Origin of the sequence: Bradyrhizobium sp. CB1015 (assembly GCF_025200925.1) — a bacterium.
Taxonomy (GTDB): Bacteria; Pseudomonadota; Alphaproteobacteria; order Rhizobiales; family Xanthobacteraceae; genus Bradyrhizobium.
This window is the reverse complement of sequence record NZ_CP104174.1, coordinates 609,960-626,415: the sequence shown is the minus strand read 5'-3', so window position 1 is coordinate 626,415 and position 16,456 is coordinate 609,960. Positions and strand designations below refer to the sequence as shown.

13 protein-coding genes and 1 pseudogene are annotated in these 16,456 nt (G+C 60.3%); 10 read left to right on the top strand and 4 right to left on the bottom strand.

From position 1 onward, the window contains the following. Positions 1-159 precede the first annotated feature (159 nt). Entirely contained in the window at positions 160-552 is a 393-nt protein-coding gene (locus N2604_RS02895) for a nuclear transport factor 2 family protein (RefSeq protein ID WP_260373697.1), read from the bottom strand. A gap of 271 nt (positions 553-823) precedes the next feature. Here N2604_RS02895 and cysS point away from each other — a divergent pair, with 271 nt between their 5' ends. The 5 genes from cysS (at position 824) to N2604_RS02870 (ending at position 8,077) form a co-directional block, all read left to right on the top strand. Further along, positions 824-2,293, top strand: coding sequence for a cysteine--tRNA ligase (gene cysS, locus N2604_RS02890; protein ID WP_260373696.1), 1,470 nt, complete (start codon positions 824-826; stop codon positions 2,291-2,293). Positions 2,294-2,469: 176 nt separating this feature from the next. Next, on the top strand, positions 2,470-4,605 hold the full coding sequence (locus tag N2604_RS02885) for a class I tRNA ligase family protein (protein ID WP_260373695.1): 2,136 nt from the start codon (positions 2,470-2,472) through the stop codon (positions 4,603-4,605). Further along, a complete protein-coding gene (locus N2604_RS02880; protein ID WP_260373694.1) occupies positions 4,605-5,582 on the top strand; it encodes an O-methyltransferase in 978 nt (325 codons plus the stop codon). Before N2604_RS02885 ends, N2604_RS02880 begins: the two co-directional genes overlap by 1 nt. Beyond that, on the top strand, positions 5,579-7,219 hold the full coding sequence (locus N2604_RS02875; protein ID WP_260373693.1) for a hypothetical protein: 1,641 nt from the start codon (positions 5,579-5,581) through the stop codon (positions 7,217-7,219). The genes N2604_RS02880 and N2604_RS02875 overlap by 4 nt, the downstream gene beginning before the upstream one ends. Before the next feature lie 15 nt (positions 7,220-7,234). After that, positions 7,235-8,077: a TauD/TfdA family dioxygenase gene (locus N2604_RS02870; protein WP_260373692.1), complete on the top strand. Its 843-nt coding sequence runs from the start codon at positions 7,235-7,237 to the stop codon at positions 8,075-8,077. Positions 8,078-8,134: 57 nt separating this feature from the next. Here the strand turns inward: N2604_RS02870 and N2604_RS02865 are convergent, their stop codons facing one another. Then, positions 8,135-8,803: a class I SAM-dependent methyltransferase gene (locus N2604_RS02865; protein WP_260373691.1), complete on the bottom strand. Its 669-nt coding sequence runs from the start codon at positions 8,801-8,803 to the stop codon at positions 8,135-8,137. A gap of 3 nt (positions 8,804-8,806) precedes the next feature. Next, complete coding sequence (locus N2604_RS02860; protein WP_260373690.1) at positions 8,807-9,979, bottom strand: aminotransferase class V-fold PLP-dependent enzyme; 1,173 nt, start codon at positions 9,977-9,979, stop codon at positions 8,807-8,809. 146 nt (positions 9,980-10,125) lie between these two features. Between N2604_RS02860 and N2604_RS02855 the strand changes: the two genes are divergently transcribed. The 5 genes and pseudogenes from N2604_RS02855 (at position 10,126) to N2604_RS02835 (ending at position 15,658) form a co-directional block, all read left to right on the top strand. Continuing rightward, the gene (locus N2604_RS02855; protein ID WP_260373689.1) at positions 10,126-10,629 is read left to right on the top strand and encodes a gamma-glutamylcyclotransferase family protein; all 504 of its coding nucleotides are present in this window, start codon (positions 10,126-10,128) and stop codon (positions 10,627-10,629) included. An 807-nt stretch (positions 10,630-11,436) separates the two neighbouring features. Further along, positions 11,437-12,297, top strand: coding sequence for a diiron oxygenase (locus tag N2604_RS02850; RefSeq protein WP_409241673.1), 861 nt, complete (start codon positions 11,437-11,439; stop codon positions 12,295-12,297). A gap of 553 nt (positions 12,298-12,850) precedes the next feature. Further along, positions 12,851-13,310, top strand: a pseudogene (locus tag N2604_RS02845) (IS21 family transposase); the annotation flags it as partial. Beyond that, the gene (gene istB, locus N2604_RS02840) at positions 13,207-14,082 is read left to right on the top strand and encodes an IS21-like element helper ATPase IstB (protein ID WP_311739825.1); all 876 of its coding nucleotides are present in this window, start codon (positions 13,207-13,209) and stop codon (positions 14,080-14,082) included. The pseudogene N2604_RS02845 and the gene istB, both read left to right, overlap by 104 nt. Before the next feature lie 19 nt (positions 14,083-14,101). After that, positions 14,102-15,658, top strand: coding sequence for an ISL3 family transposase (locus N2604_RS02835; RefSeq protein WP_260371976.1), 1,557 nt, complete (start codon positions 14,102-14,104; stop codon positions 15,656-15,658). A gap of 52 nt (positions 15,659-15,710) precedes the next feature. Here the strand turns inward: N2604_RS02835 and N2604_RS02830 are convergent, their stop codons facing one another. Then, positions 15,711-16,220 carry a hypothetical protein gene (locus N2604_RS02830; protein WP_260373687.1) on the bottom strand — a complete coding sequence of 170 codons (510 nt, stop codon included), beginning with the start codon at positions 16,218-16,220 and terminating at the stop codon, positions 15,711-15,713. Between the last annotated feature and the right edge of the window lie 236 nt (positions 16,221-16,456).

The window sequence follows — 16,456 nt, the reverse complement described above, 5'->3', positions numbered from 1 at the left end:
CTTTGTATCTCGGTATAGCTTTGCTCATATGCGACCGAAGGAGGCGGTACCATCCCTCCGCCCCCCCCCAATTGGACTATGGGCTCTGCGACCGCTCCTTAGGAAGTCCGCCGCTTTGCGCCAACAAATTTGAACAAGAAAAAGGTGCGTTGAAAGCGCTCAGCAGTTCACCGCCCACAGCAAAACGCGCCACTGCCCGTCTTCGAGGGCATGGACTGCCTTGAACGGAAAAGTACTGGCAAAATCCTTGCCGTCGACGACAGCCTTCACCGAGCGTGTCCCGGAGACGATGGCGACATGGTCGTTCGGAGCCTCGACGCTCTCCACGTCGGTCTTTATGTAGTCATATTTGACGTGACCGCCGCCGATGCGCTTAATCATGTCGTCGCGATGGGCGAACTTCCAGTCTCCTCCAGCCGCTGTAAATGCGGCGGAGAATTCTTTCTCGATATCTTGCCGACTGTGAGCAAGAAGCGCGTTAGTCGACCGCTCTATCGAGGCCTTCGCGTGCTTTTCAACTTGCTGCAGTGATGCTCCGCTGAGTTTGGTCACGTGTAATCCTCCCCGAGAACTTGCATTGGGACCTGGGTGGAAAATTACAGTAACATTGAACGCTCCGGTGTCAACTTTTAATTGTGGCATCCATGACCGCGACCATTGATGGAGACGCTCTATTCTGCGCGTCAACATGCATTGCGCGAGCACAATCGATTGGACAGCATTTATGTGCCTGAATGATGGGATTATTCATCGTGAAAATGTTGCGGTTTCTTGGACCCTGATTTTTCGATAGTGAACTGATGTCATGTAAAGGAAGCATTGGATGACGATTGCTCCGCCCGAAGGGACGATCCCCAGGCTCCGACTTTTCAATAGCATGACGAGAACGGTCGAAACATTTCGGCCGCTTCATCCAGGAACAGCGCGGGTCTACAGCTGTGGTCCGACCGTTTACAGCTTCCAGCATATTGGCAATATGCGCGCCTACATTTTCACCGATACGCTTAGCCGCGCCTTGAAATTTGCGGGTCTTGAGGTCACGCATATCATCAATATTACCGACGTAGGCCATCTCACATCCGACGCTGACACCGGCGAAGACAAGCTTGAGAAAGCGTCCGCGAAGGAGGGGCGTTCCGCCTATGAAATCGCGCGGTTCTACACCGAGGCCTTCTGGCGCGACCTGGGGCGCTTGAACATCATGCCTCCGACCCGCTGGTCGTTGGCCTCGCAACACGTGACGGACATGATCGCGTTCGCCGAGAAGATCGCTCCCGGACATTGCTACTTGCTGGAAAGCGGGCTTTACTTTGATACGTCGACCGTTCCGAACTACGGACGCCTTGCGGGCTCGGAAAAGCGCCATGGCGAGGGGAGAATCGAGGAAGTCGCGGGGAAACGTCATCCCGGCGATTTCGCAATTTGGCGCCGTTCGAAACCCAACGAGAAACGCCAGATGGAATGGAGCAGCCCCTGGGGGCCTGGCGCGCCTGGCTGGCATCTCGAATGCTCTGTCATGAGCATGAAATACCTTGGCGAACATTTTGACATTCACACGGGGGGAATCGATCACCGCGAGATCCACCACCCAAACGAAATTGCGCAGAATCAGGCCTATACTGGAACCAGGGATTCCGGTGCGACGGTGTGGATGCACAACAACTTCCTAGTCGACCGCAGCGGAAAGCTCTCGAAGTCCACAGGGGGTGCCCTGCTGCTGGAAGATCTCCTGGGGCGCGGCTATCATCCGGCCGCGTTCCGGCTCATGTGTCTGCAAGCCCACTACCGCAGCCCGCTGGAATTTTCGTTCCCAAACCTGGACGCGGCGCTTGCGCGACTGAAGCGGCTCGTGAAGACGATCGAAGGACTCCGGGGAGCCGCGCAAGCCACAACGCCCCCCACGCCAACCGCTCGCGAGAATGACCTACTCAAGCAATTCACCCTGGAGATCGCTGACGATCTGATGACTCCCCGCGCCATCCCAGTTCTGGAACAGGCGCTTGAAGACAAAAAGATTCCGGCGCCCGCGCGGTTGCGGATTGTACGCAAGATGGACGAAGCACTGGGTCTCCGCCTTGGCGAACTGTCCCGCAAAGACTTACGAGTTCGACCGGCCGATGCCGGGTTGGCGAAATCCGATGTTGAAGCCCGCGTAGAGGCACGACGGAAGGCGCGGGCGGAGAAAAACTTTGCGGAAGCGGATCGTATTCGCGCAGACTTGGAGAATTCGGGTGTGGTCCTTATGGACGGAGACCCACTCATTTGGGAGTGGCGCATCGAGCCGCCGCAATAGAAGCTCTCCGTCTCCGCCATTTATCGCCATTATTGCCTAATACAATTACAGCGGCGTGCCAGACAGCTATCACAACTCAACATGATAACCACTTGTAACTGATTTTCATATTTGCTACAACCGTAGACCAATCTTTAAAGATGGGTTTGGGTCACGCTGTTGGGCGGGGTCGCGCGATGCAGTCACGGCTGGGTGACGCGAGACGAGATCACACAGCCGCCGAACGAGGGGCCCAGGCAAAATGGCGGGCCGCCGGCATCTTCGAGGCCGATCCACTGCCTGGCCGACCAAAATGGTTCATCGTCGAATTGCCTCCGTTTGCCAGCGGCTCGCTGCACTTGGGTCATCTGCGGAACTACACGATCGGCGACGTCATCGCGCGCTTTCGTCGGATGACCGGGCACAATGTGTTGTACACAACAGGCTTCGATGCGTTCGGCCTGCCCAATGAGAACGCAGCACGCGACAGCGGCAGCCACCCCGCCCTGCTCGTCCAGCGCAATATCGACAAGATGCTGCGGGTGTTTTCGCGGCTCGGGTTAAGCCACGACCGCCGACGGATTCTGTCCGACCATGAACCCCGCTATTACAGGTGGGTGCAATGGATGTTTCTTAAGCTGCTTGGCAGCGGACACATCTATCGACGCAAGGGGCTCGTCAACTGGTGCCCGAAATGCAGGAGCACGCTTGCCGAAAACCTCGTGGAGAACGGACGATGCTGGCGCTGCGCGTCCGAAGTCAGCATTCTCGAGATGGACCGCTGGTATGTGCGCGAGATCGACTTCGCCGTGTCACTGCTCGATGGCGAGGATCCTCCCGGCTGGCCCAAGACGGTCACGAGCATCCACCGAGACTGGATCGGCCGGCGAGACGGTCTCGAGGTCAAGTTGCGACTGCGCGATCGGGATGACGAGCTCACCGTCTTCACCTCCGCTCCGGAAACATTGCCGACTGCCGCATTCTTGGCTGTTGGCCGGCTCAACCCGCTCGCATCGACGGTCCCGGCAGGCCGCCACGTCGATCTCGGTATCGAGGCGATAGAACCGCTAACGGGACGCGCGATCCCCGTCTTTCAGATCCGGGACGAGCGGATCGTCGAGCACGATGTCGTGCTCGGCTGTCCGCTGGGCGACAGCTCGGACCGCGAAATTTGGCGGCAGGTCCGCGGCCACGGCTGGCACTTGCCCGCAGAGGCCGCAGCAGCCGGAGACCGGGAGGACATCACGCGAAGGCTGATGGCAACCGGTGCGGCAGCATTCGCCACTCGCTACCGCCTGCGCGACTGGGATATCGCCCGACCACGCTACTGGGGCACCCCGGTCCCGATCATTCATTGCGAAACATGCGGCCCCGTGCCGGTCCCCGAAAACCAGCTGCCTGTGCTGCTGCCGCGAGACATCGAGGTCGGCCGCGATGATAATCCGCTGGCCATCACGCGATCCTTCATCGAAACCGAGTGCCCGCATTGTGGCGCCGCCGCCAGACGGGACACGGACACGATCGAGACCTATGCCAGTCCGTGGTGGTTCTATTTGATCTGCAACGCCCCCGAGGTCACGTCACCATTCGATGCCGAGACGGCGTCGAAGTGGATGCCGGTCGACGTCATGATCGGCGGCGCCGACCAGATCCGGACCTGCTTCTTCCATCTGCGAACCATGGCGGAAGCGATGACGAGACTGAGCATTGTCGATGAGCGCTTCCCGGTCAAGCGGCTGATCACGATCGGCATGGTCAAGCAAGGCGGGCGCAAGATGAGCAAGAGCGCCGCCAATGCGGTCGACCTGGAAGAGCTAGTCGACAGACACGGCGCAGACGTCCTCCGACTGGCGGTGCTGTCAAGCGCCGCTCCCGATCAGGATATCAATTGGAACGACGATCTTCTTATCAGGGCGTTGCGCTTCATCAGAAACCTCGAGCGTCTCTTCGATCGTCTTCCCCTTGGTTTCCGGGAACTGCCGTCGGAGTCTCCGATTACGACCGGCCGGCAGGCAGCTCTGAGGAAGAAGGTCGCTGCAGCCCAGCGTAAGGTGACCGGAATGTTCGAGCGCTGCGCATTCCATCTGGTATTTCAGGAACTTGTGACGCTGCTGGATCAGATCAGCAGATTGGCCGAGCCGCAAGGCAAGGACGACGAGATCGCACTGGCGTGTGCGGCGCGGACACTCCTCCTCCTTTCCGCACCGCTGGCGCCTCATGTAGGGGAGCAATTGTGGGAGCAGGCCGGCGGCGATGGCTTGATCGCCGCAGCGCCTTGGCCTGCGAGCCCAGACCAAATGCAGAGGCCTCCCGTGCAACAGCGAGCCCATTGATGTCGAGCATGCCCGAGGCGCCGGCACTGACCGGTACGGTTTTCGCCGCCGCGCAGACGGCGCTTCAACGTCTGGCTGGCTATCGTTCGTTCTCCGCCGGAACGGGTGAACGCATCGACTTCCTTCGCCTAGTCCAATCTCAGGCCGACGCCCTGCTGGCGGCCGGCGTTCCCCGTAACGACCTTCCTTTCGTCAAGCGATTTCCTCGCCACCCGCGCGCCTGCGCGGTCGCCATACTCGCTGACCTTCAGCGCAGAGGCCTGATCGAAATCACCCGTTACGACGAGAATCTGCTGACGCAGACCGAGCAAATCATCACACAGTTCGATCACGGGGCCTTTAAGACCTATATCTATCCCGAGGAAGGCCTCCTGCTGGCGATGATCGCCAGCGTCACTGCACCGCGCAACGCGATCTTCCTGGGCTCGTATTACGGATATTGGGCTCACTGGGCCATTCCGGCCATCGCTGTCCGCGGCGGCCTGGTGACGTTAATCGATCCCAATCCTCAATGCTGCGCGGTCACGCGACACAACCTCACGCGCAGCGGCTTTGCCGAAGCGGTCCGCGTCGTCGAAGCGCGCGGCGAAGACTTTCTGCAGTCCACGTCGGACCTGTTCGATCTCTGCGTGCTCGATGCCGAGAATCCCCGCACCCATCCCGATCCCGACCAGCGTGGCAAGCGTGTGTACCACTCCCTGACGCAGGCATGCCTGCCACGACTGCAGCGCGACGCGCTGCTCGTCTGTCACAACATCCTTTTCACCGACAAAACCGGGGATCCGGCGTTCGCCGATTTGATCGCCCGTAACCGCGATGAGCTTGGTCGCTTTTGCCGGACCGTATCGGATCATTTCGCTCCCTTTGTCGAATATCGCACGACCGAAGGAGTCGGTATCGCCCGCCTCTCGAGTCGGCGAGCAGAGAGTCCCTGGCCTGTGGCCGCCGACATCGACGTGGATGCGACTTCGACATGAACAAGGAACAGTTTGGCATCTCCTGGTCGCGTCCCGGACCCACGTCGCGGCCACCGATTCGGCCGATGTTCACGTTCGACTCCAGCGCGAAAGTCGATGCTCGCCTTGCCATCGTTGCGGGCGGCCTGATCCTTGATCTCGGTGAAGCCGAGCGAACTTTCATCTATCGCTGTCAGGACCGCTTTCTCACCTACACCAGCCTCTGGCAAGCACGTTCGATCTTCTTCGCCCTCAATGATCGCCATGTTGAGACCTACCGACAACACGTCGGTGCACAGCGCTTGCTGTTCGATCACATCCGAGATCGGACCGGCTTGTTCTCGCTGCAGCCCTTGCTTGAACCGCTCTATGTTGGTTGCAACATCGATAACCTACGGGTCTTTGCCTGCCGCGGGTTCTCCGAACAGGTTCAGGCTTTGCGGCCGGTGGCTGGCTTTATGCTGAACCAAATCTCGCCAACCTACGCGATGCTGTTGGCGCAGCTCGCTCAACTGCTGCGCCTGCATGGCATGCCAATCGACGATTTCGAAGCTGACGCCGCCGATCTGGCTGATCTGGCAGCCGTCTGCGCCAACAAGAGCGATTATCTTGCGCTGGCCTCCACGGATCACCGGCTGCCGCGTCACAGCGCAACCATCCAGGTCGCAGCTGCTGATCTTTGGAAACTGGCGGACTATAGTGCGCTCGCGGCGTTCTATAGATCCTGCATCTCCGATTGTTCGGACGAGCCCGCCCGCTTGTTTGTAAAGGCGACGCTGAATTCGAGCGGCAATCTCTCGGCGCTGGTCGGCCCCGACACCTACGTGAGTGAGATGAAGCGGCTTCGCACATGCGTCGCCGAGGAAGCCGACTCCGGAGCACTTGAGATCGAACGTCAAGCCAACGCGCTGCGGCAGGAAGTCGATTTGGCGCCCTGTCTCAAATCTATAGGATTGAAAGATGCGCAGCTGGCGAGCTGCAAGCGCGAGCAGGCGCTCCGCCGCAAGCGCGTCGACTTTCTGGTACAGCCTGCTCTATCAAGACGTGACGGCGATGATTCGTTTGCTGGCATCGGCCTGAGCTACATGCTCACGCGCGATGGAGGTGTCATGCCGTTCGGTCCGACTGCACAGATCTATCGCGATCGCGATCACAAGCACTTTCAGGGGGCCTATCTCTCCGATCTGGTCGGACGCGACATCCCGGCACAATTTCACGACGCCATGACGGAGCTGTGCCGGCGCTATCTCGCCCGCGGCTATCACGGACCGATCAATTTCGACGCACATCGGACCCGCGAAGGCAACTATGAGCTGATCTATGACTGCAATCCGAGGCTAACCGGCGTGTTTCCTTCCCTCGCCGTGCGCGACGCTTTGCAGGACGACGGCATTGCGGTGGAATCGGTGCTGACCCTAGGATACCGGGGAGAATTCGTGCTCAACGATCTCGATGCCGCGCTCGAAGGGCTCGATCGGAGCGGACTCCTCTTGACGCGGCACCGGTCGTCGGGCGTGGTCCTGTTGCCGAACCTCTGTCGCGACCGCGGCTTCGACCTTCATCTCATCAATCTTGCTCCTGCCAATGCCAACGAGCTACTAGACGAGCTTGGCTCGCTGTCGGTGGCTTCCGTTCACCCCACCCGCTTGTACTGGTAGCTGCGAGGCCCCGTCGTGCTCAGCCTTCGCCCCTTGACGGATACGATTGGCACCGAAGTGAGCGGGATAGATCTTGCCGGCCCGATATCCGGCCGCGACTTCGACAGGATCTATGCGACTTGGCTCAACACCACGATCTTGCTGTTTCGCAATCAGTCGATGACGCCGCAGCAACAGATCGATTTCAGCCGCCGTTTTGGTGACCTGTTGGTGTACACGCGCTCCGAGAACGCCCTTCCCGACCATCCCGAAGTGCTGGTGCTCTCAAATCTCAAGAAGGATGGCAAGGCGATCGGGTCATCTGCCAGCGGCCGATACTGGCACTCCGATGGGCATTACCTGAAATGTCCACCCGCAGCCTCGCTTCTCTACGCCGCCGAAGTCCCGCCCAGCGGCGGCGACACCTGGTTTGCTAACATGCAGGCAGCCTACGACGCTCTTCCCGCAGAGATCAAAGTTCAAATCGACAGCCGTCAGGTCATCATCAGCCGCGTGAAGTCGCGCCCCTACAACTACCCGGAGAAGCCCCCGGTGACGCCGGAGGAACGCGCGGCCTGGCCGGACATGCCCCAACCCCTGGTGCGGACTCATCCGCGCACCGGCCGCAAGGCCCTTTATGTTGGCGGCAATGTTCCCTGGAATGTGGTCGGAATGCCGGAAGCCGAGAGCAACATTCTCATTCCCGAACTGCAGTCATTCGCGACCCAGCCCCGCTTCATCTACATTCATCGCTGGCGGGCAGGCGATGCCATCCTGTGGGACAATCGCAGCTCGATACACCGAGCAACCCCTTATGACGAGGTCAACCATCAAAGGCTGATGTACCGGACCACGATCGCCGGCGAGGAGGCTTTCTGAGCAGACCAATTATGAGGGGTCCCGCCTGGTAGGCCGGACCGCGGAAGCCATTCAAGTCTAGCCGTCACCCGCGATTTTATAGACTCCGCAGTCATGCTCGAAGGTAGGACGGGCAACCACCGTCAGCCAGGGGAACTGCCGTTCGATCGCCAGGAAGTGCGCTGTATTGTTAAAGATGACCCAGATCCGGCGTGGCGTGGTCGCATGCGATTGCGCGATCGCCTCGAACACAGCATGCAGCGTGCGACCATGAAATGGGTTGTAGAAGTACAACACAGTGGCATCGGCGGGAACGACATAGTGCGAGGCATCGCCGGCCAAGATGTCGATATCAGTGCAGACTAGTGCGCCGTTCCACCGGGCGAGGTTGCGATGCGCTTCTTGACAGAGCGTCTCCGAGATTTCGATTCCGACCACCCGCTTGAACGGATATTGGGCCGCCATCAACAATGCTCGTCCCTTGCCCGCTCCGAAATCAACGAACACGTCGCGTCCCGCACAGATATCAACATGCGCCATCAGATGGTGGAACGCCCTTCGCGCCGAAGGGAAATAGTCGTGGCAGCCGTTCCAGTCAGACAGCAGCGTTTCGATCGGGACAAGGCCTGCGGACCTGATGCCGAAGTATCGCTCCCAGCAGAAATCGCTCGCGCGCTCCAGCATCACACGTGCAGCGAGTCCGGTTCCTCCTCGCTGCCACGCCGCTGCAACTCGCTTCCACGACATCCGTCATTCCGCTGACGCTCTTACCGGCGCCTGGCAGCAGCGCTGCAGCGCCCAGAGCAGATGGTCGATGTCGTCCTCGTCGTTATAAGCTTGGACCGAGATACGGACGCGGGGTCCGTCGAATCGGTCCACTGAGACATCAATATTGAAGTCGTGCCGAAGTCGATGGAGCAAGGCGACATCATCGGTGCCCGGCGGCAGCCGGGCGCAGACGATCTGCCCGTGCCATTCGGGACGTGGCGGATGATACGGCTCCAGTCCGAAGAGATCACTCACCTGACGCTGCGCCTGCATCGCCAGCACGCGACATTTGGCCGCTACGGTTTCCCAATCGTGCTGCCGCTGGAAGGCGATCGCGTCCGGCACGGTAAGATATGCGGAGAAATCGCGGCTTCCCTGCCACTCATGATATTCGACGAATTTCGACGGACCAGGATTCTTCGGCTCCCATCCCCAGCTCACGACTAGCGGATCGAGCAGGTCCTGCGCCGAAGGGCGGGCATACAGAAAAGCACACCCTTTCGGCGCGCATAGCCATTTGTGCAAAATCCCGACATAAAAATCCGCATCGACATCCAGCAGCCTGAGCGGCAACTGGCCTGGCACGTGAGACCCATCGACAATGGTCATGATCCCTATAGCCCGGGCCCGCGCGCAAATCTCCTTCACCGGAAAGACCAGCGACGTCGGCGACGTCAGATGGCTCACGAGAATTGCTCGTGTGCGCGACGTCACATGGCTCATGAAACGATCGATGAGTGCGCCGTGCGTCGTCACCGGCAGCGGCACGCGGCACTTCACCAGTGTGAAGCCGAGCTTATCCGCCATGAAGCGGAACAGGCGGTCGATGCCGCCGTGCTCATGGTCCGTGGTCAGGAGTTCATCACCAGCCTTGAGCCTCAGGCTGCGTGCGACGATGTTCAGCCCCACGGTGCCATTGTTGACGTAGACTAGATTGTCACGCGCGATACCGAGGTAATCGGCAAGAATTGAGCGCGAATGCGCAAGCCGTTCGGTGCCCTTTCGGGACAGGAAATCGACCGGCTCACGCTCGAGCTCGCGTTGCCAGCGTTGGTAGGATTCAAAAACCGGTCGAGGAGTTGCGCCGTAGGCCCCGTGATTGAGGTAGGTTATTTCGGGGTCTAGAAGAAAGGGCTCTTTGAGACCGATCGCCATCTTCCGCGCCTGCCATACGGGTTCACTTTAGGCGAAAATAAATTAACACGCTTCCTTAGGTTGAGCAATGCCTCCTTTCGTGTTAGCCTGATTGGGAATGCGAGCTGGGATTGCCTGTCAGTCATTTGCCGACGTGATGGAGAAGAATGCCGCTTTATTTCGCCTATGGATCGAACATGAGCGCTGCCACGCTTCATCGGCGCTTGCAGCGGGCCCCTGCGCTGGAGCGGCGACGCGCCATCTTACGGAATTACAGACTCGCCTTCGAAAAAGTATCGTCGACAAATCCGGCGGTCGGCTATGCCAATGTTGTCGCCGCACCGGGCTATCATGTCGAAGGCATTCTCAACGAGCTGGATCATGACGCACTCGCCGTACTCGACCGAATTGAGCTCGTGCCGCATCATTACCGTCGTGCACAGCTGACCGTCTACGACTGCGCACAGCGCCGCGAGCTATCAGCCTATGTCTATACGGCACAACCTTCATGGACCAGACCGGGACTGAAGCCGCTCCGCAGCTATGTCGACGGGTTGGTGCAGGGCGCGGATCTTCTGTCCGCGGACTATGCCACCTCCCTATACGAAATTGAATGCCACGAGGACGTTGCGAGCTGTCCGACTACGCATCGAGCGCAGCAGTCCACATAGTCCTCACTGTCGTTTTTAGCCGTCTTGATGCACCTGTAGCTTAACTTGGCAAATGAGGCTCGCGACTAAGCTCTCTAATCTGTGCTGGTTGATCCGATGTTTTACCAGGGCATCGATATCGATGAGACCGACTCGGAGGCGGAGTGGACCAAGAGCGTCAGAAAGCACCAGCCTTGGGCGTTGGAGAGTGCGGGTTCGAGCCCCGTCAGGTGCGCCAATCGCTATTAGCCCATGAAAGGAGGTGATGATGATGGCTAATGTTCCAACCCTTGCGCAACCAATGCATGAGTTTCTCTCGCTCGCGAGTAGGAGCTTGGCAGAGGCCGCAGATCCACTGGCGTTTGGCGCGTTTCCAGTGATCGGCGTTCCACTCTCAGGAACGACAACGGTCGACTTTTCGAAGCTGAGCGACCCAGCGGCACCAGTTGCTCTTCCACTGAGCGATTGTGCTGCTCCAGTTGCTGCGCATGCCGCTCCAATCGCGCTGGCTGTACCAGCGCTGGCGCGCGCCGCTCCAATCTGAGGAACGCGGGAGCTCGGCCACTGAACGCAACGGATGCCCTGGAAGTGATGCCCTGGATACGAAGTGATGCCCTGGACCTGCAGAGAGGTGTGCGCAGGCACGCCTCTCTCAGCGACAGGTTCGGCTCCAGCCACACCTGCTGCGATCGGAGAGATCGATCGAGTTTGTTTCGACCAGTTTGGTTCGGATCTTGAATGCTGCACAAATTTGAGCCTGCAACACAGCACGTCTATCGCAGCCGTTTCCGCAACTGGAATTCGCGCGCGGCGGTTCGCTCCAAGCCGTTGCCGGAATTTTGCGGCAGAGAGGTCAAGCTGTTCTTCTCGCCTGAACTGGTTGCCCTGGCTCAACATCCCCTAGTCCAATCGCGCGGCGACGCCGTCATCCGCGAGATCCTTGCCTATCACCTGCTCGGCCATCTCAACTTCACGGATGCGCTCGAGACGGAAATCATCGCGCCCGTTGCATGTATGATCGGACGTGGCCAGTTCGAGCTGCCTTTTACGCCGGCCATGCTGACCGACGCCCGCAAGATTGCAGTTGACGAAATGTATCACGCCCTGTTCACGGGCGGCTTAGTCGAGGAGATCTCCGCTGCGGCGGGGGTGCGCCCGTTCGCGAAGCATCGTCCGTCCTTCCTGTTGGAGCTGGATTCCATCAAGGCTGAATTGAGCACTAGCCTGACATCGCTCGTCGACTTCTTCTTTGCGACGGTTTCGGAGACCCTCATCACCGCTACGCTGACGCGCGTGCCGAATGACGAGCGCGTCGCATCGGGCGTTCGCACGATCCTGCGCGACCACGCCGAAGACGAAGCGCGACATCATCTCTATTTCTCCGACGCCTTAATGATGACCTGGCCAGCCCTGACGCCCGGGCTCCGCAGGCACATCGGACCACTGTTGCCGCGCTTCATTACGATGTTCCTGACCCCGGACCTGCTGCATGCGCAGCACTGCCTTGCCCGCATCGCTCTCTCCGCGACTGAAGCAGAGAGTGTGATCGAAGAGGTCTATTCGCCCGTTTTGGTCCAGGCTGACATCAGGGCCAGGAGCGAGACCGTCATCCGGATCATGCAGCGAGCCGGCGTGCTCGAAGATCCGCAAGCGGAAGATGCGTTCCGCAGCGTCGGACTGATCGACTGAGTTCCCTTTCCAATTTTGTGCTGAGTTTTGGATGTTTCATCAATTTCGCATTGTTTGAGGATCTCAATTCACATAGCTCTTCCCAACACTGTATATGAGCCTTCCCCCGAAACCTGCGGGATCTAATGCGAGCGCGTCCAGAAGATTGCGTTCGCGCGTTCTAGCGCGGAGCGACCGTGCAAGCCTGAAATTAGCCGGTGGAGCTGCTTCCCAATGCGTAGGAGGGACTCTGCGCTAATTTCTTCCCGTACCCTTATTTTGCAGGCTTTCGCGCTTGTCACGACGCCGCTGGTACGAATGCTGGTACAATTAGTGGTACAGATGAAAAAGGCAAGCCCTCGGTCGATGCGATCACCGGGTGCTGAAAATTAGACGATGCGAACGGCGTACTGGCCAGCTTGCTCGCCTGTCAGCTCGATAGCTTGCTAGCAAGATTGCTCGACGGCAGGCGCTTGAACATCACTGCGCATGCTCCAGATCGCCCGTCACATCCGCCCGGACTTGCAGGGGTATTTCTGATCGCAATGTGCCCTACGCGTATCGTACCGTTATCCTGCCGGTGCTTGCTCGTAAACCCGGCGCCTTGCGCAATGGCGCTCCCTTCAGGGATTGGGTGCTGCCGGCAGCGATCGAGCGGATCCGGCGCAGGCTTGCCAGCATCGACGATGGCAGCCGGCAGATGGTCGACATCCTCAACGCGGTGCTGACCGACGGTCTGCCGGCGGTGGAAGCCGCCTGTGCCGAAGCGCTCGGCCACGGCGTCCACTCCGCCGACGTCGTGCTCAACATCCTGGCCAGGCAACGCGAACCCGCTCCACCGGCAAACATCATGACGCCGGCTGCGCTGACGCTCCGCCATGCGCCGATCGCCGATTGTGCCCGTTACGACAACCTCCGGAGGACCAACTGATGGAACGAACTCAAATCTTCGACCTCATGGGCGAGCTCAAGCTCTACGGCATGAAGGCCGCCTTCGACGAGATCATGGCGACCGCCATCAAGCGACAGCATGAACCTCAGCGCATCGTCGGCGACCTGCTCAACGCCGAGATCAACGAGAAGCAGGCCCGGTCGATCAAGTACCAGCTCACCATCGCCAAACTGCCGCTCGCCAAGGATATCGCCGACTTCCAGTTCGACGGAACGCCGATCAACCAGACGCTCGTCAATGATCTTGCCGGCGGTGGCTTCATCGCTCAGCAACGCAACGTCGTCCTGGTCGGCGGCACCGGCACCGGCAAAACCCACCTGGCCATTGCAATCGCCAGGAGCTGCATCAGATCAGGTGCCCGTGGCCGCTTCTACAATGTGGTCGACCTCGTCAACCGCCTCGAGACCGAGACCCGCAGCGGACGTCAGGGCCGGCTTGCCGAGCATCTGACCCGGATGGACTTCATCGTCCTGGACGAACTCGGATATCTGCCCTTCGCCCAGTCCGGCGGCCAGCTTCTGTTCCATCTCGTCAGCCGCCTCTACGAACGCGCCTCAGTCATCGTCACCACCAATCTCGCCTTCGGCGAATGGCCGAGCGTGTTCGGCGATGCCAAGATGACCACCGCGCTGCTCGATCGGCTGACCCACCACTGCGACATCGTCGAGACCGGCAACGACAGCTGGCGATTCAAAAGCCGGGACGACGATCACATCACCCGCGCTCGTCTCGCCTCCGCTATCCCGACCAGCTCCGACGAGACGAGCGCTACCGCCAAACCCCGCCGCCCGAAGGGGTCAAAATTGGGCTCTGACTCACTTTTGATGCAGTTTGGAGGATGTCTGGCGCTTTGATTGGAGGAGAATCAGCGCCATGCAGCAGGCACTCCACCGCTCCAGTTTGGTGCCGCGTGGGTTTGTTGTAGAGAGTGCTTACTACGAGGGTAATAAGGCGATCGTTGTGGTTCGGGCGTCCGGCAGCGTCGGCCTGTGTCCATCGTGCGGAACGGTTTCGCGACGTGTCCATAGCCGCTACCGGCGCCGCGTGACCGATCTGCCGCTCTCGGGTCGGATCGTCCAGCTCCTGGTAATCGCCCGCCGTTTTCGCTGCGACGCGGTTCTGTGCGGGCGTCAGATCTTCACTGAGCGCTTCGGCGAAGGCGTACTGGCGCCTTCGGCGCGCCGCACCGCGAGGCTGGAGTCCATCGTTCACCACCTTGGCTTGGCGCTTGGGGGTAGACCGGCAGCAGTCTTCGCAAAGCGGCTGATGCTGCCGGTGAGCAAAGATACCCTTCTTCGGGTGGTTCGGCACCGTAGCCGTCCCCCAGCTGACCCGCTCAGGGTCATCGGCATTGATGACTGGGCCTGGCGGCGCAATCACCGATACGCCAGCATCGTCTGCAACTTGGAAAGGCGCAGGGTCGTCACTTTGTTGCCGGATCGTGAGCCGGCGACGGCCCAAGCCTGGCTCGCTGCTCATCCCACGATCGCAATCGTCGCCCGTGACCGCGGCGGCGGATATGGCGAAGCCGCGGCCAAGGCCCTGCCGCACGCAGTACAGGTCGCCGACCGTTGGCATCTGATGGAGAACGCCAGTCGGGCCTTCCTCGATGCCGTCCGCAAATCGATGCGCCAGATACGCACCGTCATCGGTGCGACCACGATCGATCCCAAGCTACTCACCGCCGCGGAGCGCCTCCAGTATGAGGGCTATCTGCGCCGCGAGGAGACCAACGCGGTCATCCTGGCTCTGTCGAAGAATGGCATACCTATCAAGCAGATCGTGCGTCAGACCGGCCACAGCAGGAAGCTGGTGCGACAGGTGGTCCGCGGCGAACGTCACGACGTGTTCCGAACCCGGCAAAGTTCGTTGGATGTGCACTTGCCATGGCTGGACGAGCAGTGGGCGTCTGGCTGCCGCAACGGGGCTGAACTTTGGCGCCGTTTGAAAGGGCGTGGCTTCCGAGGCTCGCTACGTGTCATCAGCGAGTGGGCAACCCGCAGACGACGAGCGGAAAGGACCGACACACAAAACCTTCAGAGGATTCCGTCGGCCAGAACGATCGCTCGCCTCATGACAATCGGACGGGACCTGCTCACCAAAGCGGAGACCGTCACGGTCGCGGCGATCGAAGCTGGCGTGCCAACTCTGGTCGAGGCACGCGAGATCATCGCCGAATTCCACCTGATGATCCGGCGTAAGACCGAGGCGGGCCTCGCTCCTTGGATCGAGCGTGCCCGCGCCAGTCTCGTCGCCTCGTTCGCGAGCGGCGTCGGGAGAGACCAAGCGGCAGTCCGAGCCGCAATCACGTCGCCCTGGTCGAACGGACAAACCGAAGGACAGATTACGCGCCTCAAGCTCGTCAGGCGCCAAATGTATGGCCGCGGGAAGATCGATCTGCTCCAAGCCCGGTTAGTCGGCGCAGAATGAAAGGAGCTGCACCAAGATTGCGTCAGAGCCAAAATTGGACGCCGATGAGGGGTCAAATTTGCAAGCCGATTGACACGCTGAAGAGCGGAAGGACGCCCTTGGTCTGCGCCTTTGGCCTCACGGCAGGCGGCGGATCGTTGCGGCGTTCCGCCGTGTCGGGCGCGACGCGCTCGACCGCGGCCATCGCAGCCAGAGCCTCGCCCGGCAGCGAGGCAAAGTTCAAGACTTCCTTGAGTGCGCCGCGCGCCAGCGCGTCGGCATTGCTGGTGACGGCGGACGCGCCAGCGTCCCCCTTGGCAACCTCGTTCTGCACAAGCTGCAGTGAGGTCAGCGCCGACTGCAGCGCCTGAGCAAGGCCGATCGCCTGGGAGGGCTGCGCGACGGCGAGGCCAATCGCATTCTGGCAAGCCTCGACAACGTGTCGCACAAGCTCGTCTTCGGCACCGGGCAGCGATGTATCCATGTTCTTTCCAAGTCCTGCGGCCGCACTGCAGATGACCTGGCACACGGAGACGAGGTGCAGTGCCAGGCGTTTGGCCTCGCGGCGGCTGCGCGGGCCCAACGTCTTGCGGACGATAGGGGCGGGCCCTGCAAGTTGGGACTCTCTTCCGAAGAATTGCGGGGACAGCCGGATCTGGAAGCGCCAACCCGACGGACCTCCGGTGAGATACCGTGGTGGACGGGAGGCTCCGCCACGGCGGCGGCCGCATGGCGGTGATACATTTCCTGGTACAGACTCTGGTACAGACACGCACGTCGCCTTGGTTTGGGACGTCGCTGTGCGCGAAACGGCCGGTT